At 67.9% G+C, this 17,898-nt stretch carries 16 protein-coding genes; 14 read left to right on the top strand and 2 right to left on the bottom strand.

Translation table 11 applies throughout. The features are described 5' to 3' along the window. Nucleotides 1-13: 13 nt before the first annotated feature. Nucleotides 14-2,329, top strand: coding sequence for a TonB-dependent receptor (locus tag ACWMMN_RS29520; protein WP_486423510.1), 2,316 nt, complete (start codon nt 14-16; stop codon nt 2,327-2,329). A gap of 80 nt (nt 2,330-2,409) precedes the next feature. On the opposite strand, the gene ACWMMN_RS29515 is transcribed toward ACWMMN_RS29520, so the two are convergent. Then, a complete protein-coding gene (locus ACWMMN_RS29515) occupies nt 2,410-3,369 on the bottom strand; it encodes a LysR family transcriptional regulator (RefSeq protein ID WP_174992906.1) in 960 nt (319 codons plus the stop codon). Between the two features lie 184 nt (nt 3,370-3,553). On the opposite strand from ACWMMN_RS29515, the gene ACWMMN_RS29510 reads away from it, so the two are divergent. From ACWMMN_RS29510 to ACWMMN_RS29500, 3 genes are read left to right on the top strand one after another with little or no spacing between them, the layout of a single operon-like run. Next, nucleotides 3,554-4,675: a M20 aminoacylase family protein gene (locus ACWMMN_RS29510; protein WP_407045106.1), complete on the top strand. Its 1,122-nt coding sequence runs from the start codon at nt 3,554-3,556 to the stop codon at nt 4,673-4,675. A gap of 53 nt (nt 4,676-4,728) precedes the next feature. Continuing rightward, nucleotides 4,729-5,517, top strand: coding sequence for an ABC transporter substrate-binding protein (locus ACWMMN_RS29505; protein ID WP_059237640.1), 789 nt, complete (start codon nt 4,729-4,731; stop codon nt 5,515-5,517). Nucleotides 5,518-5,569: 52 nt separating this feature from the next. Continuing rightward, the gene (locus ACWMMN_RS29500) at nt 5,570-6,754 is read left to right on the top strand and encodes a porin (protein WP_486423509.1); all 1,185 of its coding nucleotides are present in this window, start codon (nt 5,570-5,572) and stop codon (nt 6,752-6,754) included. A 47-nt stretch (nt 6,755-6,801) separates the two neighbouring features. Here the strand turns inward: ACWMMN_RS29500 and ACWMMN_RS29495 are convergent, their stop codons facing one another. Continuing rightward, entirely contained in the window at nt 6,802-7,821 is a 1,020-nt protein-coding gene (locus ACWMMN_RS29495; protein WP_486423508.1) for a zinc-dependent alcohol dehydrogenase family protein, read from the bottom strand. Between the two features lie 126 nt (nt 7,822-7,947). Between ACWMMN_RS29495 and ACWMMN_RS29490 the strand changes: the two genes are divergently transcribed. From ACWMMN_RS29490 to ACWMMN_RS29445, 10 genes are all read left to right on the top strand, one after another. Next, on the top strand, nt 7,948-8,901 hold the full coding sequence (locus ACWMMN_RS29490; protein WP_486423507.1) for a LysR family transcriptional regulator: 954 nt from the start codon (nt 7,948-7,950) through the stop codon (nt 8,899-8,901). A 29-nt stretch (nt 8,902-8,930) separates the two neighbouring features. Beyond that, on the top strand, nt 8,931-9,053 hold the full coding sequence (locus ACWMMN_RS29485) for a hypothetical protein (protein WP_256086763.1): 123 nt from the start codon (nt 8,931-8,933) through the stop codon (nt 9,051-9,053). 70 nt (nt 9,054-9,123) lie between these two features. Continuing rightward, nucleotides 9,124-10,017, top strand: a complete 894-nt coding sequence (locus ACWMMN_RS29480; RefSeq protein WP_174992901.1) for a DMT family transporter — start codon at nt 9,124-9,126, stop codon at nt 10,015-10,017. Nucleotides 10,018-10,186: 169 nt separating this feature from the next. Further along, a complete protein-coding gene (locus tag ACWMMN_RS29475) occupies nt 10,187-11,494 on the top strand; it encodes an MFS transporter (RefSeq protein WP_486423506.1) in 1,308 nt (435 codons plus the stop codon). A 148-nt stretch (nt 11,495-11,642) separates the two neighbouring features. Next, nucleotides 11,643-12,362 carry an SDR family oxidoreductase gene (locus tag ACWMMN_RS29470; RefSeq protein ID WP_059237635.1) on the top strand — a complete coding sequence of 240 codons (720 nt, stop codon included), beginning with the start codon at nt 11,643-11,645 and terminating at the stop codon, nt 12,360-12,362. Nucleotides 12,363-12,498: 136 nt separating this feature from the next. Then, nucleotides 12,499-14,463: an arylsulfatase gene (locus ACWMMN_RS29465; RefSeq protein ID WP_256086760.1), complete on the top strand. Its 1,965-nt coding sequence runs from the start codon at nt 12,499-12,501 to the stop codon at nt 14,461-14,463. Between the two features lie 16 nt (nt 14,464-14,479). Next, a complete protein-coding gene (locus ACWMMN_RS29460; RefSeq protein WP_256086759.1) occupies nt 14,480-15,529 on the top strand; it encodes a formylglycine-generating enzyme family protein in 1,050 nt (349 codons plus the stop codon). After that, nucleotides 15,526-16,338: a MetQ/NlpA family lipoprotein gene (locus tag ACWMMN_RS29455; protein WP_256086758.1), complete on the top strand. Its 813-nt coding sequence runs from the start codon at nt 15,526-15,528 to the stop codon at nt 16,336-16,338. The genes ACWMMN_RS29460 and ACWMMN_RS29455 overlap by 4 nt, the downstream gene beginning before the upstream one ends. Further along, nucleotides 16,332-17,318 carry a flagellin N-methylase gene (locus ACWMMN_RS29450; protein ID WP_486423505.1) on the top strand — a complete coding sequence of 329 codons (987 nt, stop codon included), beginning with the start codon at nt 16,332-16,334 and terminating at the stop codon, nt 17,316-17,318. Before ACWMMN_RS29455 ends, ACWMMN_RS29450 begins: the two co-directional genes overlap by 7 nt. Before the next feature lie 76 nt (nt 17,319-17,394). Continuing rightward, nucleotides 17,395-17,733 carry an antibiotic biosynthesis monooxygenase family protein gene (locus ACWMMN_RS29445; protein ID WP_059237630.1) on the top strand — a complete coding sequence of 113 codons (339 nt, stop codon included), beginning with the start codon at nt 17,395-17,397 and terminating at the stop codon, nt 17,731-17,733. The last annotated feature ends 165 nt before the right edge of the window (nt 17,734-17,898 follow it).

The following is a 17,898-nucleotide window of genomic DNA, read 5'->3' as shown; positions in this document are numbered from 1 at the left end:
GGATGACTCATCGATGTTCAGGAAAAAACTAATCGTCACCGCGCTGGGGGGACTGCTGACGGGCGGCACCGTATCGTTGCCGGCGTGGGCGGAGGACGGCGCGGCGACGGCGGGGGCGCCGGACGCGAAGCCGGCGCAACAGGCACCGGAAGCGGCGGTCACGGCCGCGCCGAAGGCAGCCCGTGCGAACCGCGGCGCGGCCGCGCGCGAAACGAACCTCGGCACGGTGACCGTGACGGCGCGCCGGCGCAAGGAGAGCATCCAGGACGTGCCGGTCGCGGTGAGCGCGCTGAGCGGCGATGCGATCAAGAACAACGAGCTGCGCGTCATCAACGACGTGACGAAGTACGTGCCGAACTTCACCGGGCAATCGACCGAAGGCCGCGAGCGGCCGCGCTGGTTCATGCGCGGGGTCGGCAGCAACGATCCGTCGGACCTGTCGCTGAGCCCGATCGGCGTGTACTTCGACGACGTGTACATCAACAGCGTGTTCGGGCAGGGCTTTCCGCTGTTCGACCTCGATCGCATCGAGGTGCTGCGCGGGCCGCAAGGCACGCTGTGGGGCAAGAATACCGTCGGCGGCGCGCTCAGCATCACGTCGCAGAAACCGACCTTCGACGTGAGCGGGTACGGCAAGCTCGGGCTCGGCCAGTACAACAGCCGGCTCGCGGAGGCCGCGATCGGCGGACCGATCGGCAAGAACGACGTGCTGGCCGCGCGCGTGTCGGTGTATCACGAGAATGCCGACAGCTTCTACACGAACACCGTGCAGCAGGGGCGCTTCGGCGGCTTCCACGACAACGCGGTGCGCTTCCAGGTGCTGGCCGTGCCGACGTCGGACACCGATTTCCTGTTCAACATCCACGGCCGCAACTACACGGGCGGCGGCAATGCGTGGCATGCGGAAGGCGCGGGGCGCGGCGGCGCGAACCAGTTCGGCTTCGTCGGGTCGAGCGATCCGTATACGGTGTCGCTCAATGCGCCGTCGAGCGATCACATCTCGTCGTGGGGCACGTCGCTGACCGCGCACTGGCGCATCAACCCGGCGGTGTCGCTGACGTCGATCACCGCGTTCGAAGGGCTGCACCGCTGGTACCAGGACGACGAGGACTACTCGCCGTTCGATGCGGCGCGTTCGCACGACCGCCTGTCGAGCCGCCAGTTCTCGCAGGAATTCCGGCTCGAATCGCCGCAAAGCGACCGGCTGAGCTGGCTCGTCGGCACGCACCTGTTCACCGAGCAACTGGCCGAGCAGGGCGCCGGCGGCGGGCTGCCGGGCTCGCCGTCGCCCGCGTACTACCATCTGACGGACCTCACGCAGCATACGCAGAGCGCAGCGATCTTCGGCAGCGTGAAGTACCGGTTCACCGACCGCTTCAACGTGACGGGCGGGCTGCGCTACACGATCGAGCGCAAGACCATCAACCTCACCGGGCTGCAGGATACCGGCAACGTGACGTTCAGCGATCCGAACAGCTGGTGGTCGCCGTCGTCGGTGTCGTCGCCGCTCGCGGTCAGCGCGCAGCAGAACCAGACGAACACGTGGCGCGCGCCGACCTGGGATCTCACGCCCGAATATGCGCTCAGCAACAACGTGCGTGCGTATTTCCGCTATGCGCGCGGCTTCCGTTCGGGCGGCTACAACGGCAACGCGTATACGCAGAGCACGGTGTCGACGGTATCGCCGGAGTACCTGACCGATTACGAAGTCGGCATCAAGAGCGAGTGGTTTGACAAGCGGCTGATCGTCAACGCGAGCGTGTTCCACTACGACTATCGCGACATCCAGGTGTTCGCGCTCGCGCCGAACCCGTTCGGCGGTCCGCCGGTGTCGACGCTGTCGAACGCGGGGCAGGGGCGTGCGGACGGCTTCGAACTGGAGCTGAAGGCGCAGCCCGTCAACAGCCTGTACCTGTTCGCGAACCTCGGGATGCTGAACACGCGCTACACGGAGTTCCGCTACGTGCCGACGGCGGTGGGCAACTCGTTCGCGCGTTCGCCGCATACGACGCTGAACGCGGGCTTCGACTATCGCGTGCCGGTTTCGTTCGGCACGCTGACGGCCGGTGGCGACGTGAACTACCGCAGCCGCGAGTACTTCAGCGCGACGCGGCAGACGATGCCGCAGCTGTGGCAGGGCGGCTATACGGTACTGAACGCGCATGTGTCGTACACGACGCCGGACCAGAAGTACATCGTGACGGGCTACGTGACGAACCTGACGAACAAGGTCTACAAGAAGCTCGAACTGCTGCCGTCATATGGCGCGTATCCGGTGCTGTACGGCGATCCGCGCACGGTCGGGATCACGCTGACCGCGAAGATCTGACGCGTGGTGCCTGCCGCGGCACCGGTGCGGGTGTGCCGGTGCCGCGGCGGGGGAGGTGAGCGGCCGGCGTCCCGCGGCCGTCAGATCAGCAGCGACACCGTCCTGAACAGCGCGAGATCCTCCTTGCGCGCGGATCGTGCATGCCGGCGGATCACCTGCAGCAGGCAGTCGATAAAGCAGCGCGCCGCGTCGCTCAGCGTGCTGCTGCGGCGCGTGACGATTCCGAGGTCGCGCGGTTCGAACGTTTCCTTCAGCGACAATGCGCGCATCCGTTCGCCGAACGGCGGCACGGCCGCGAGAATCGTCGGGCACCACGTGCACATGTCGGCCTGTTCGAGCATCGTCTGCAACATCGCGACCGACTGGGCACGAACGATGCGCCGTTCGTCGATCCGTGCGCCGTGGCGCGTGAACAGATAGTCGACGAGCGCGGCCTGCCCGTCGGCCGCGAAATTCAGCACCCAGTCGTTGTCGAGCAGGTCGTGGATCGACCGTGCGCGTTCAAGCGGGTGGCCGGCGCGCACCATGACCGACGTCTCGTAGCGCAGCATCGGTTCGCACGAAAATTCCTGCGTGCCGCCCGGCGGCACATGCCCGAGCGCGAAATCCATGCTGCCGTCGCGCAGCAGCGGCTGCGCGACGGCGATCAGCGCTTCGTGGAGTTCGAGGCGCACGTCGGGCATCCGCTCGCGAAACAGCAGAACCGCCTCCGCGAGGAACGTCACCGTGAGCCACGGCGTCACGCCGATGCTCAGCCGGCCCTCGACGCGGCCGCGCATGCGTTCGAGATCGCTTTGCGCATGTTCGAGCTGCTTCAGCACGAGTTTCGCGTGCGTGAGCAGCGTCTTGCCGTATTCGGTGAAGCCGATGCCTTCCGGCGCGCGCACGAGCAGCGGCAGCCGCTCGCTCGCTTCCAGTTCGCGCAGCGCGCGCGTGACGGCCGCCTGCGACAGCCCCAGCGTACGCGCCGCGCCGCGGATGCTCCCAGCCTCCGCGCTCGCGACGAGCGCCTGCAACTGATGCAGTTTCATCGTACTCATGGGGCGATACCCGACAACGAAAGGTTGTCATCATAACGAAACCGCGGCTGTTCGCCGGGATTTTCGCTGCATACGATTCGGCCACGATCGGTCATCCGGGCGATCGACCCGCGGAACGCATCGAGGAGAATCGGGGTTGGACCATGAAAACATTCCGTCGGAAATGGCGGCCATCGAGACGGAGATGATTGCGCTGCGCCACCGGCTGCACGCCCATCCCGAACTCGGCTTCGAGGAACATGCGACGAGCGAGCTCGTGGCCGAATGCCTGACAACGTGGGGTTATCGGGTGACGCGCGGGCTCGGCGGCACGGGCGTGGTCGGCACACTGACGCGCGGCACCGGGAAGCGGCTCGGGTTGCGCGCGGACATGGACGCGCTGCCGATTCGCGAGACCACCGGGCTGCCGCATGCGAGCCGGCGCGACGGCGTGATGCACGCGTGCGGCCACGATGGTCATACGGCGATGCTGCTCGCGGCGGCCCGCTGCCTGGCGGAACGCGCGTGTTTCTCGGGCACGCTGAACGTGATTTTCCAGCCGGCCGAAGAAGGGCTCGGCGGCGCGAAGCGGATGATCGACGACGGTCTGTTCACGCTGTTCCCGTGCGACGCCGTGTTCGCGATGCACAACGTGCCGGGCTTGCCGGCCGGCGTGCTCGGCTTCTGCGACGGCCCGGCGATGGCATCGGCCGACGAGGTGCACGTGCGCGTGATCGGACGCGGCGGGCATGGCGCCGCGCCCCACACGACGATCGATCCGGTGGTGGTGTGTGCGTCGATCGTGATGGCGTTGCAGACGGTCGTGTCGCGCAACGTGAATCCGCAGGAACTGGCGATCGTCTCGGCCGGCTCGATCCATGCGGGCACCGCATCGAACGTGATCCCGCCGCATGCGGAGCTCGAACTCAGCGTGCGCGCGTTGTCGCCGGACGTGCGCGCGCTGCTCGAGCGGCGCATCCGCGCGATCGTGCAGGGGCAGGCCGCGAGCTACGGCGCGACAGTCGAGATCGACTATCGGTACGGCTATCCGGTGCTCGTCAATCATGCGGCGGAAACGGCCTTTGCGCGCGACGTGGCCCGCGAGTGGGGCGGCGACGCGGCGCTGATTCCGCATCTGCGGCCGATCGCGGCGAGCGAGGACTTCGCATTCATGCTCGAGGCGTGCCCGGGCAGCTACCTGTCGATCGGCAATGGCGACGGTGCAGCCGGATGCGGGCTGCATCACCCGGGTTACGACTTCAACGATGCGTGCCTGGCGACCGGCGCGAGCTACTGGATCGCGCTTGCGGAGCGATACCTCGCGTGATGCGATTGCCCGGTTTGGGGTCACGGTTCACGATTTACACAAGGAGACAGGCAATGAAACAGTGGAAGTTGATGGCGGCGCTCGCGGTGGCGCTGGCGGCAGGGACGGCGCATGCCGGCGACTGGACGGGCAGGGAGATCCGCCTCGCGGTCGATCCGACTTACCCGCCGCTCGAATACAAGCTGCCCGACGGCAGGCTGACGGGCTTCGGGATCGACATCACGAATGCGTTGTGCGCGGAACTGCACGCGCGCTGCGTGTGGGTCGAGTCGAGCTTCGACGGGATGATTCCGGGGCTGCTCGCGCGCAAGTTCGACGTGATCGCGTCGTCGATGACGATCACGCCGAAGCGGATGCAGCAGATCGCGTTCACGAACCGGATCTCGAACGCGCCGGCGCGACTGGTCGTGCACAAGGGGTCGCCGCTGCTGCCGAGCGCCGAGTCGCTGAAGGGCAAGCGCGTGGGGGTCGAGCAGGGTTCCGCGCAGGCCGACTACGCGGTCGCGAACTGGCAGCCGGCCGGCGTGCAGATCGTGTCGTACCAGAACCAGGATCAGGTGTACGCCGATCTCGTGACGGGGCGGCTCGACGCGGCGTTCCAGGCATCGATCGCGGCCAGCGACGGGTTCCTGAAGAAGCCGCAGGGCAAGGACTTCACGTTCGCCGGCGCACCGATCGACGACGTGAAGTACTTCGGGCAGGGCGACGGCCTCGGGTTGCGCAAGCAGGACAACGACCTGCGCGACGCATTCAACCAGGCGCTCGCAACGATTCTCGCGAACGGCACGTACCAGCGAATCAACCGCAAGTATTTCGACTTCGATATCTACGGCGGGAAGTAAGCGGCCGCGCACGCAATGTGCGCGATCGGCCATAAATAAATAAGGAATACGGATGAACTGGAGATTGATTCTTGTCGCGATTCCGGCGCTGTGCGCAGCGCCCGCGTTCGCGCAAAGCAGTGTCACGCTTTACGGCCTCGTCGATGCCGGCATCGACTATACGAGCAACGTCGGCGGCCATGGCGCGTGGCAGATGGCAAGCGGCTTCGCTCAGGGCAGCCGCTGGGGGCTGAAGGGTACCGAGGACCTGGGCGGCGGCTACAGCGCGCTGTTCCAGATCGAGAACGGCTTCAACGTGAACAACGGCACGCTCGCACAGGGCGGCCGCATGTTCGGGCGTCAGGCCTACGTCGGGCTCGGCAGCACGCGCTTCGGCACGCTGACGCTCGGCCGGCAATACGATTCGGTCGTCGACTATCTTGCGCCGACGACCGCGAACGGGAGCTGGGGCGTCTATCCGTTCTCGCACCCGCTCGACAACGACAACACCGGCAATACGTTCCGCGTGAACAACACGGTCAAGTACGCGAGCCCGGACTTCTCCGGCTTCTCGTTCGGCGGCACCTACAGCTTCAGCAACGACACGGGTTTCGCGAACAACCGTGTATGGAGCGTCGGCGCGCAGTACGAGCAGGGCGGCCTGCTCGTCGGCGCGGCGTTCCTGAACGCGAACAACCCGGGTGCGACGTCGGGCGGGGCGATCGCCGGTTCGGGGTCGGTCGGCGCCGACGCGAATTTCGCGTCGGCACGACTGCGGATCTTCGGGGCGGGCATCAACTACACCGCGGGGCCCGCGACGGTCGGATTCGCGTACACGAACAGCAACGTCACGCGGCCGACCGCGAACGTCGGCTACCTGTTCGGCGACGAGACGATCGAACCGGTGACGGGGCCGCTCGCGGGCGGCACGGTCACGGCGATCAAGTATCAGAACTTCGAAGTGAACGGCAAGTACCAGTTCACGCCTGCATTCTTCGTCGGCGCGCAATACGTGTACACGACGGTGCGCTACGACGCGACGACGGGCGCCGCGAAGCCGAAGATCCATTCGATCGGGTTGATGGCCGACTACAACCTGTCGAAACGCACGGACGTGTACCTGATGGGCGCGTACCAGCGGATTGCCGGCGACGCGACCGGTTCGTCGCTCGATCAGGCGTATATCCCCGGCGCGGCCGATCTGTCGTCGAACGCGAAGCAACTGATGGTGCATGCGGGGATCCGGCACCGCTTCTGACGGACCCCGGCCGGAAGGCGGCGGAGGCGGCCCGCCGCCTCTTTCGATTACTGCGCGACGCGAATCACGACCTTCCCGAAATGCTGCCCCGACTGCAGGTACGCATACGCCTGCGGCGCTTCGTCGAAGCCGAACACGCGATCGATCACCGGCTTGAGCCGCTTCGCATCGACGAGCCGCACGACGTCGTCGAGCATCGCGCGGCTGCCGACCATGAACCCGTGCAACTGGCGGACGCCGCCGATCAGCGACAGCAGCCCGAGTTCCGGCCCGCCGAAGCTGCTGAGGCCGCCGATCACCGACACGATGCCGCCCATCTTCGTCGCGGCGACCGAGCGCGGCAGCGTGTCGCGGCCGCCCACTTCGACGACCAGGTCCGCGCCCACGCCGTCGGTGAGCCGCAGCACTTCGTGTTGCCACTCGGGCGTGGCGTGATAGTTGATCGTTGCGTCCGCACCGAGTGCGCGGGCGCGTTCGAGCTTCGCGTCGCTCGACGATGTCACGATCGTGCGCAACCCGGCCGCATGCGCGAGTTGCAGCGCGATGATCGAGACGCCGCCCGTGCCGAGCAGGACGACGGTCGCGCCCGGCCCCAGCCCGCCGTCGACGAACAGCGCGTTCCATGCGGTGATGCCCGCGCACGACAGCGTCGCCGCTTCGTCATAGTCGAGATGTGCGGGAATCGCGACCAGCGCGGCTTCGTCGGACACGAAGCGTTCGGCCAGCACACCGTCGAAATGCGAGCCGGCCGACCCCGAGACTTTGTGCGGCGTGGCCGGCCCGTCGATCCAGTGCGGGAAATACGTGTTGATCACGCGATCGCCGGGCTTGAAGCGCGTGACATCGCGGCCGGTTTCGACGACTTCGCCGGCGCCGTCGGCGACCGGGATCAACGCTTCCGTACCGATGCCGAGATAGTCGCCGCGCGCGAACATCAGGTCGCGATAGTTGAGGGCGGCCGAGTGGATCTTCACAACGACGTCGGTCGGCCCGACCGGGCGCGGCGTCGCGTCGATGCGCCGAAGCCCGGCAATGCCGTCGCCCGGTTTAACTTGCCATGCATGCATGTCCGCTCCTTTTCGAGATAGTCCGGACTATCATAGTGTTGCGCAGGGGGACGCATTGGCGAGAATTCGGCCAACGATTGTCGCCGGTGTGGACACAAACCTGTCATCCCAACGGAGCGGAGTTGCATGGACGAACGGCTGAGAGGCGTCGCCGAATTTGTCGACGTGGTGGAATCGGGCAGCTTCGCGGCGGCGGCGTTGCGCCTCGGCATCACGCGTTCGGCCGTCGCGAAGATCGTCGCACGGCTCGAACAACGTCTCGGCGCGCGCCTCCTGCAGCGCACCACGCGCCAGCTCGGCCTGACCGACGAAGGGCTCGTCTATTACGAGCAGTGCCGGCGGCTGCTGGCCGAACTCGGCGAGACCGAGGCCGCGCTCGACGCGGGGCGCCGCGAGCCGGCCGGGCGCGTGCGGATCAGCGTACCCGTGCTGTTCGGGCGGCAATGCGTGGCGCCCGTCGTGCGGCGCCTCGTCGAGCGGCATCCGCGGCTCGAAATCGACGTGTCGTTCAGCGATCGCGTGGCCGACCTCGTGAACGACGGTTTCGACATTGCAGTGCGCATCGGCGCGCTGGCCGATACGAGCGCGCTCGTCGGCCGGAAGCTGGGCGTGCAGCGCATGGGCATCTGTGCATCGCCCGCGTATCTGGACCGTCATGGGCGGCCGTCGGGGCTCGATGCGCTTGCGTCGCACGTCGGCATTGCATACTCGCGCGCCGGGCAGCCGACGCCGTGGCGGATCATCGGTACGGACGGCGCGGTTCACGACCATCGCACGGCCGGCCGCCTGCGGTTCGACGACCTGCAGGCGATCGCCGATGCGGCCGCCGCCGGTGCGGGCCTCGCGTGGTTGCCGTGCTGGCTGATGGCGCCCTACGTCCGTGACGGCCGTCTCGCGCTGGTGATGGACAGCGACAGCGTGTCGGGCGCCGAGGTGTACGTGGTGCGGCCGGCCTCGCGTCATGTGCCATCGAAGGTGCGCGTGGTCATCGACGCGCTGGTCGACGAGATTCCGTCCATACTGGCGTCCGATGACGCCGATGGCGAGCGCGTGCCGCAGCGCAGCGCTCACGCTCCGTAGCGACGCGGCACGTTCGGTTGACGCGGCGTATGATCACCCGCACAACGCACTGGCGGGGGCAGGCTGTCATGAACAGGAAGCTGCAGGTCGCGATCGTCATCGGCATCGTCGCGACCGTGATCAACGTCGCGTATCACCTGATCCGTCGATGATGCGCCGGCCCGCACGCTATCCCGGCACGAAAGCGGCGGACGCTCACGCGGCGCCGCGAGGCGAGCGCGCATGACCGCGATCGGCACCCCGATGGCCACACGCCAACCCGGCTGGCTGCGCATCGCGCCTGCACTGTTCCTGCTGCTGTGGGCCAGCGGCTTCGTGTTCCTGAAGCTCGGCCTGCGCTATGCCGATCCGCTCACGTTCCTCGCGCTGCGCTATGCATGCGTGGTCGCGCTGCTCGCCGGCCCGTTCCTGTGGCTGCGTCCGCCGTTGCCGCGTACGCGGCGCGAATGGCGCAACCTCGTCGTTGTCGGCCTGTTGCTGCAGGCCGGCTATTTCGCGTTCACGTACCTGAGCCTGAAGCTCGGCATGTCGGCCGGCGCCGTCGCGCTCGTCACATCGCAGCAGCCGATCCTCGTCGGTCTGCTCGCGCCGATGATCGCCGGCGAACGCGTCGGCGCGCTGCGCTGGCTCGGGCTCGCGCTCGGCGCCGCGGGCGCGGTGCTGGTGATCCTCGCGCGCTCGTCGGTCGATATCGCTTCGCCGTGGGCGCTGGCCTTCGCACTGCTTGCACTCGCCTGCATCACCGGCGGCACGCTGTGGGAGAAGCGCTTCGGCACCGACGTGCATCCGGTCACCGCGAACCTCGTGCAGTACGCGGTCGGCCTCGCCGTTACCGCGCCGCTCGCGTTCGCGCTCGAACCGATGCACGTGGAATGGACGGCCGGCCTCGCCGGTTCGCTTGCCTACCTCGTCATCTGCAATTCGCTGATCGCGATCTCGCTGCTGCTCGCGATGGTGCGATACGGCGAGGCGTCGCGCGTGTCGGCGCTGTTCTTCCTGATTCCGCCCGCGACCGCGCTGATCGCGCTGGCGGTGCTCGGCGAGACGATCGGTGCGCTCGCCTGGCCGGGCATGGCGCTTGCCGCGGCCGGGCTGTTTCTCGTGATGCGCTACTGAGCGACGGGCCTCGTTCGCGTCTCATATATCGAGAAGGCGTCCCGATAATTGACGCGAATTTCACGCGGCTTCTAGACTGGCCTGCATGACGCCGCGCCTCACGCGGCGCGACGATGCCGCGCACCGTGCGCGCATCCGCACCGTCCCGCGAGACGATGGAGACATGCCGATGACCGCTGCCGCCCCGCAGTTGCATGCCGCGACGATGCGGCGCCTGAACCTGCGCCTGATTCCGTTCCTGATGCTGCTGTATCTCGTCGCATACATCGACCGGTCGAACATCTCGGTCGCGGCGTTGCAGATGAACGCCGACCTCGGCCTCAGCGCCGAAATGTACGGGCTCGGCGCGGGGCTGTTCTACGTGACGTACATCCTGTTCGAAGTCCCGAGCAACCTGTTCCTCGCACGCGTCGGTGCGCGCCGCTGGATCGCGCGGATCATGATCACGTGGGGCATCGTCGCGGCCGCGATGAGCGCCGTTCATACGCCGGGGCAGCTGTACGCGATGCGGCTGCTGCTCGGCGCGGCGGAAGCGGGCTTCACGCCGGGCATCATCTACTACCTGTCCGCGTGGTATCCGCAGAGCGATCGGGCGCGCGCGATGTCGTTCTTCTACATCGGCGCGACGCTCGCGTCGGTGATCGGGCTGCCGCTGTCCGGTGCGCTGCTGAACCTGAACGGCGTGCTGGGCCTCGAAGGCTGGCGCTGGCTGTTCCTGCTCGAAGGCGTGCCCGCGCTGCTGCTCGGCTTCGTCGTGCTGCGCCGCCTGCCGGACACGCCCGCGCATGCGCGCTGGCTGCCGGCCGACGAGCGCGCTTGGCTCGAGGCGACGCTGCGCGACAGCGCACCGCGCGAGCACCTGTCGCACGGCGTCGCGCTGCGGCGTGCGTTCGGCGACGGCAAGGTGTGGGCGCTCGCCGCGTTCTGGCTGCTGCAGGCGTTCGGCACGATCGGGCTCACGCTGTTCCTGCCGCTGCTCGTGAAGAGCCTGTCCGGGCAATCGAGCTTTGCGGTCGGCAGCCTGTCCGCGCTGCCGTTCCTGTTCGCGTGCGTCGCGATGTATCTGAACGGCCGGCATTCGGATCTCGGCGGCGAGCGCGCGCGCCATCTCGGCGTGCCGATGCTGCTGGCCGGCGCGCTGCTGGTCGCGGCGATCTACGCGCCGGTGTTGCCGGTCGCGTATGCGCTGCTCGTGCTCGCGGTCGGCTTCAACTGGGCCGCGACACCGGTGTTCTGGGCCGTGACGACCGAATACGTGTCGGGCCTCACGGCCGCCGCGTCGATCGCGCTGATCAATGCGGTCGCGAACATCGCGGGGCTCGCGCTGCCGCCGGTGATGGGGCGCATCAAGGACGTTACGCATTCGTACGATCTCGCGCTGCTGCTCGTCGCGGTCGCGTTGCTGGCCGGCGGCGTGCTGGCGTTGCGGATCGCGTCGCGGCGCGCGATGCCGGTCGCGGCGGGGCGGGCCGGCTGATCGACTGGCGTGTGCGTGAGGTCGACGGGTAGCCGGCGGCGACCGTACGCGTTTTGCGACGCTGCGGCACAATCGGGCGGAGCACGCGCGCGCCGGGTGACCACCGGTGCGTCGCGCCGTTTCCGGACTCCTCGTCAAAGGCACGCCCATGTCATCCCGCACTTTCCTCGTTACCGGCGCATCGCGCGGCATCGGCCTCGCGACCAGCGCCACGCTCGCTCGACGCGGCCATCGCGTCATCGGTCTTGCGCGGCATGCGCAGGGCATCGACTTCCCCGGCGAATTGCTTGCATGCGATCTGGCCGACATCGAACAGACGGCGGCGGTACTCGCGCAGATCGGCGAACGTCACGACGTCGACGGCATCGTCAACAACGCGGGCATCGTGTTGCCGCAGCCGCTCGGGAAGATCGATTTCCAGTCGCTGCAGACCGTGTTCGATCTCAACGTGCGGGCCGCGATCCAGGTCACGCAGCACTTTGCCGATGCGATGAAGGCGCGTGGCTACGGACGCATCGTCAACATCTGCAGCCGAGCGATTTTCGGCAGCCTCGATCGCACCGCGTATTCGGCCGCGAAGAACGCGCTCGTCGGTTGCACGCGCACGTGGGCGCTCGAACTGGCCGAGCATGGCGTGACCGTCAACGCGGTTGCGCCGGGCCCGATCGAGACGGAACTGTTCCGCCAGACGCGGCCGGTCGGCAGCGAAGCCGAGCGCAAGGTGCTCGCGACGATTCCCGCGCGCCGGCTCGGCACAGCCGGCGACGTTGCAGCCGCGATCGCGTTCTTCCTGTCCGACGAAGCCGGCTTCGTCACGGGGCAGGTGCTGTCGGTGGACGGCGGCGGCAGCCTCGGCGGGCGCAGCTGACGCATGGCGGCGCGGGGCGTGCCGGGCGCCGCGCATCGCATATTCCCGCACCCCGTTAGCATGTGACGAATCCGACTTTGGGCGCCGCGCGGGCGACGCTAAGATCGCCGATCCCTTAGATCGAGCGTCAACAATAATGAAAAAGTCCGCTGCGCCGTTGCATGCTTTCCGTTTCCGTGTCGTCTGCGCCGCGATCGCCGGCGCGGTGTCGCTGGCGTCGTGCGGCGGCGTCGACAGCGATGCACCGCCGCCCCAGGCCGACGCCACGCCGACCCCGACCCAGGCCGCGAAGCGCCCGAACATCCTGTACATCATGGCCGACGATCTCGGCTACTCCGACATTCATGCATTCGGCGGCGAGATCAACACGCCGAACCTCGACGCGCTCGTCGCATCGGGCCGCATCCTGTCGAACCACCACACGGGCACGGTCTGCGCGATCACGCGCGCGATGCTGGTGTCCGGCACCGATCACCATCTGGTCGGCGAAGGCACGATGGGCGTGCCGACCGACGAACGGCGCGGGCTGCCCGGCTACGAGGGCTACCTGAACGATCGCGCGCTGTCGTTCGCGCAACTGCTGAAGGACGCGGGCTACCACACGTATATCGCGGGCAAGTGGCACATCGGCTCGGGGATCGTCGGCAGCGCGACGGGCAGCGGGCAGACGCCGGACCAGTGGGGCTTCGAGCGCAGCTACGTGCTGCTCGGCGGCGCAGCGTCGAACCACTACGCGCACGAGCCGGCCGGCTCGTCGAACTACACGGAAGACGGCCGCTACGTTCAACCTGGCCAGCCCGGGCAGCCGGGTGGCGCGGGCGGCAGCCCGGCCGTGTTCTATTCGACCGATTTCTATACGCAGAAGCTGATCTCGTACATCGATGCGAACCAGCGCGACGGCAAGCCGTTCTTCGCGTACGCGGCGTACACGTCGCCGCACTGGCCGCTGCAGGTGCCCGACCCCTGGCTGCACAAGTACGCGGGCGTCTATGACGCCGGCTATGACGCGATCCGCAATGCGCGGATCGCGCGACAGAAGGCGCTCGGCCTGATTCCCGCCGACTTCAAGCCGTTCGACGGCCTGCCCGAGACGACGGCCGCATCGCCCGCGACCGCGAACAACGGCAGCGCAGCCGCGAAGTACATCAGCGCCGTGCATTCGGCCGCGGACGGCTACAGCGACTATGGCACTGGCAAGGTCGACAAGCTGTGGGCGAGCCTGTCGCCGGCCGAGCGCAAGGCGCAGGCGCGTTACATGGAGATCTACGCGGGGATGGTCGAGAACCTCGACTACAACATCGGCCTGCTGATCCAGCACCTGAAGGACATCGGCGAATACGACAACACGTTCATCATGTTCCAGTCGGACAACGGCGCGGAAGGCTGGCCGATCGACGGCGGCGCGGACCCGACAGCAACCGACACCGCGAACGCGCAGGACCCGGTCTATTCGGCGCTCGGCACCGACAACGGCAAGCAGAACGCACAGCGCCTGCAGTACGGGCTGCGCTGGGCCGAAGTGAGCGCATCGCCGTTCCGGCTGACGAAGGGCTATTCGGCCGAAGGCGGCGTGTCGACGCCGACGATCGTGCGGCTGCCGGGCCAGTCGCAGCAGTTGCCGACGCTGCGCGCGTTCACGCACGTGACCGACAACACGGCGACGTTCCTCGCGGTCGCGGGCGTCACACCGCCGTCGCAGCCGGCACCGCCGCTCGTCAACACGCTGACGGGCGTCGACCAGAACAAGGGCAAGGTGATCTACAACAACCGCTACGTGTATCCGGTCACGGGGCAGTCGCTGCTGCCGGTGCTTACGGGCTCGGCAACGGGTGAGGTGCATACGGCGCCGTTCGGCGACGAAGCGTACGGCCGCGCATACCTGCGCAGCGCCGACGGCCGCTGGAAGGCGTTGTGGACCGAGCCGCCGCTCGGGCCGCTCGACGGTCACTGGCAACTGTACGACCTCGCGTCGGATCGCGGCGAGACGACCGACGTGTCCGCGCAGAACCCGTCGGTGATCGGCACGCTCGTCAACCAGTGGAAGGCCTACATGAGCAACGTCGGCGGCGTCGAGCCGCTGCGTCCGCGCGGCTACTACTGATACCGGGGACGACACGATGCGGTTCCGCTTCTGGACGACCGGCGCGGCGCTGGCCGCCACGCTGTTCGCCGCCGCGTTCGCGGTGGGCTATGCGAATTCGGCGGCGCCGGCTGGCGGCGCGTTCGACGACTTGAATCACGGCCGCGCGCTTGCGCCGCTCGGGTCGGAACGGCAGTGCGAGCGTTACTCGGGGCTGCCGGCGAAATGGCGCGACGACCCGCAGGCCGGGATGGTGCACCTGCGCGGCGGCGCGTTCGTGTTCGGCAGCACGCGCGGTTATGCGGACGAGCGTCCGGTCGGCGACGGCCGCGCGCGCGTCGGCGGCTTCTGGATCGACCAGACCGACGTGACGATCGCGCAGTTCGCCGCGTTCGTGCAGGCGACCGGCTACGTGACCGAGGCCGAGCGGCAGGGCGGCGCGGCGGTGTTCCATGTGCCGACGCGCGACGAGATGAATGCGCGCGACCTCGCGTGGTGGTCGTGGGTGAAGGGCGCGTCGTGGCGTCATCCGCGCGGGCCGGGCAGCGACGTGGAAGGGCGCGGCAACCTGCCCGTCACGCTCGTCACGCAGCGCGATGCGCTCGCCTATGCGCGCTGGCTCGGCCGCGATCTGCCGTCCGAAGCCGAATGGGAATACGCGGGCAAGGCCGGCCGCGACGATGCGTCGCTCGATGCGGCGCCGCGCGACGCGCAGGGCAAGCCGGCCGCGAACTACTGGCAGGGTGCGTTTCCGGTGCTCGACACGGCCGAGGACGGACATGCGGGGCTCGCACCTGTCGGCTGCTACGCGGCGAACGGCTTCCGGCTCTACGACATGATCGGCAATGCATGGGAATGGACGAAGGACGCGTACACGGGCCCGCATCAGTCGCACACGAACGGCGACACGGCGGCCGTCGCGCCGCCGACGCGCCGGCACGATACGCCGATGGTCATCAAGGGCGGCTCGTTCCTGTGCTCGCGCGATTACTGCGTGCGCTATCGCGCGTCGTCGCGCGAACAGCAGGAAGCCGATCTCGGTGCGTCGCATATCGGTTTTCGCACGATTCTGAGGGATGCATCATGACGAAGGGCTTCGTGCGATTCGTTTCCGCGTGGTTGCTGGCCGCGTGCGGCGTCGTGCATCAGGGCGCGGCCGTTGCGGCCGAAACCGCTGCACCGGCGGTGCGCGTCGGCGTCACGCGCGGCGTGCATGCGCAGATCCTGGACGAAGTGAAACGCGTCGCCGCTGCGCGAGGATTGGGTGTCGATGTCGTCGAATTCGACGATGCATCGCGCATCGACACGGCGCTGGCCGATGGCCGGATCGATGCGGCCAGCTTCGAGGATGCCCAGCAGCTGGCCGCGACGCGCACGCAGAAGCGCTACGCGCTGACCGAAGTCGCGCCGACCGTCACGTTGCCGATGGCGTTCTATTCGCGCAAGCTGAAAAGCCTGAACGAACTGCAACCGGGTGCGACGGTGGCGCTTCCCGCCGATCCGCGCGGGATGGCGCGTGCGCTCGTGCTGCTGCAGAACGACACGCTGGTGACGCTGCGCGAAAAAGCCGGTCTGCATGCGACGCTGCGCGATGTGACCGGCAACCGGCTCGGGCTGAAGCTCGTCGCGCTGCGCCGCGATCGTCTGTACGCGGCGCTCGACACGGCTGCATTCGTCGCGATCGACAGCGACGACGCGGCGCGCGCCGGGCTGCAACCCGCGCGCGACAGCATCAGCCTCGAGGATGCGCGCTCGCCGTATGCGAACGTGCTGACGGTGCGCAACGCCGATCGCGCGAAGCCGTGGGTCGCGCAGCTCGTTGCCGCGTATCACTCGGACGACGTCGCGCGCTTCATCCTCACGCGCTACCAGGATTCGGTGCGGCGGCCGTGGTAGAGACCTACCTGCTTGCGTGCAACGCATGCGGACGCTGCTGCAACAGCCCGCCGGCGCTGTCGTTGCGCGAACTGTTCCGGCATCGGCATCGCTTCGTCGGCGCGCTGACGATCCGCCGCGTGCCGAGGCGGCGGATCGGCGAGCGCTGGCGTGCGGGCGGCCGCGAGCATGGGCTCGATGCGGATGACGTCGCGGCGTCCGATGCGCTGGCCGACCGGCTGTTCCATCGCATCGGCGGCGCGCATGGCGAATGGGTCGCGCTGACGCTGCAGGGCTACGACTATCCGTCGCTCGGCCGTTGCGCGGCGCTGGCCGACGACGGCCGCTGCAGCGTGCATGCGAACAAGCCGTCGATCTGCGGCGCGGTGCCGCTCGATCCGCTGCTGCCGGACCGGTTGCAGTCGCGTGTGCTCGCCGCGCGGCGCGACGACGCGGCGTGGCTGGGCGCGAACTGCATCGTCGATGCGGGCGCGGCACAGTCCTCCGTCGAGTCTTCCTTTCCGATTCCGCTGGTAACGGCCGGGCAGGTCGCAGACCGCGCGGCGCTCGACGCACATCGCGACGCACTCGTGTTCGAGCGCGCGGTGTGGCGCGATGCCGTGTTCACCTCGTTGACCGATGGCGGGCAGGATGGGCGTCATGCGCTGTCGCGGCTTGCGCCAGGCGGCTACCTGACCGTGTCGATCGTGCCCGTCCTGCTGACGGTTGCATCGGTTTCCGCGCATTGCCGCGCGCTGTGCATCGACTTCATCGACGCGCAGCGTGCATTGATCGGCGCAAACATCGAAGCGGCACTCGCGCGCCGACGTGCCGACGACCGGCCAGCGACGCATGAGTTGCGCGGCTTCGCGCAGGCGCTCGAACGGGCGCGACGGGCGCTGGCGGCCATGCCGTCGCCCGCCGCCGGCGTGTGTGACGATGCACGAAGGATCGACGCGTGGCTCGACGACCGTCTCGCCACCGATCCGCTCGCCGCGTAGCCGCTGCGCGACGATCTCGGCATGCCGCGGGTGCCTTACACTTGGCGCTCTTTCAACCGTCTCCCATGGAGCGTGCATGTACGCGTCGACCTTCATTTTCCGTGCCGGGCAGTACGACGACGAGTTCCACCGGCTCGACCGGCAGATCGCCGACATGGCGCGTGCGACGCCCGGCTATCTTGGCGAGGAAACGTGGGAGAACGCCGAAGCGGGGCTGATCCAGAACGTTTACTACTGGGAATCCGAAGCTGCGCTTCAGCAGTTGATGCAGCATCCGGCGCATCTCGAAGCGAAAGCAAAGCAGGCACGCTGGCTGGACGGCTATCGCGTCGTGATTTCGAAGGTACTGCGCGAGTATGGCGACGGCAAGCTGACGCAGCCGCAGGCAGGACAATCCGCGTCGCCGGCTGTCTGATTCATTTCTTTCGCATTACATATAAATAACAAGCGAAGATTCCGACGCGCCCGCATTCGTCTGCGGGTTTCGGCGGCATCGCGTGCAATCAATTTTTCATCAAGCATGGCTAAGGTGGCGGGGCTTCACGTCGTCAGTCTGTCCACAACAACATCCCCACTCGAT

The organism is Burkholderia cepacia complex sp. TUM26381, from assembly GCF_057439935.1.
Note: the sequence above shows the minus strand (reverse complement) of the source record. Positions and strands in the feature narration are given on the sequence as shown.

Excerpts from the sequence above, each read along its gene's own strand:
- ACWMMN_RS29445 (WP_059237630.1), top strand. The coding sequence starts at position 17,395 with ATGTACGCGTCGACCTTCATTTTCCGTGCCGGGCAGTACGACGACGAG.
- ACWMMN_RS29460 (WP_256086759.1), top strand. The coding sequence starts at position 14,480 with ATGCGGTTCCGCTTCTGGACGACCGGCGCGGCGCTGGCCGCCACGCTG.
- ACWMMN_RS29490 (WP_486423507.1), top strand. The coding sequence starts at position 7,948 with ATGGACGAACGGCTGAGAGGCGTCGCCGAATTTGTCGACGTGGTGGAA.
- ACWMMN_RS29470 (WP_059237635.1), top strand. The coding sequence starts at position 11,643 with ATGTCATCCCGCACTTTCCTCGTTACCGGCGCATCGCGCGGCATCGGC.
- ACWMMN_RS29495 (WP_486423508.1), bottom strand. The coding sequence starts at position 7,821 with ATGCATGCATGGCAAGTTAAACCGGGCGACGGCATTGCCGGGCTTCGG.
- ACWMMN_RS29465 (WP_256086760.1), top strand. The coding sequence starts at position 12,499 with ATGAAAAAGTCCGCTGCGCCGTTGCATGCTTTCCGTTTCCGTGTCGTC.
- ACWMMN_RS29485 (WP_256086763.1), top strand. The coding sequence starts at position 8,931 with ATGATCACCCGCACAACGCACTGGCGGGGGCAGGCTGTCATGAACAGG.
- ACWMMN_RS29505 (WP_059237640.1), top strand. The coding sequence starts at position 4,729 with ATGAAACAGTGGAAGTTGATGGCGGCGCTCGCGGTGGCGCTGGCGGCA.
- ACWMMN_RS29480 (WP_174992901.1), top strand. The coding sequence starts at position 9,124 with ATGACCGCGATCGGCACCCCGATGGCCACACGCCAACCCGGCTGGCTG.
- ACWMMN_RS29500 (WP_486423509.1), top strand. The coding sequence starts at position 5,570 with ATGAACTGGAGATTGATTCTTGTCGCGATTCCGGCGCTGTGCGCAGCG.
- ACWMMN_RS29515 (WP_174992906.1), bottom strand. The coding sequence starts at position 3,369 with ATGAGTACGATGAAACTGCATCAGTTGCAGGCGCTCGTCGCGAGCGCG.
- ACWMMN_RS29455 (WP_256086758.1), top strand. The coding sequence starts at position 15,526 with ATGACGAAGGGCTTCGTGCGATTCGTTTCCGCGTGGTTGCTGGCCGCG.
- ACWMMN_RS29510 (WP_407045106.1), top strand. The coding sequence starts at position 3,554 with ATGATTGCGCTGCGCCACCGGCTGCACGCCCATCCCGAACTCGGCTTC.
- ACWMMN_RS29475 (WP_486423506.1), top strand. The coding sequence starts at position 10,187 with ATGACCGCTGCCGCCCCGCAGTTGCATGCCGCGACGATGCGGCGCCTG.
- ACWMMN_RS29520 (WP_486423510.1), top strand. The coding sequence starts at position 14 with ATGTTCAGGAAAAAACTAATCGTCACCGCGCTGGGGGGACTGCTGACG.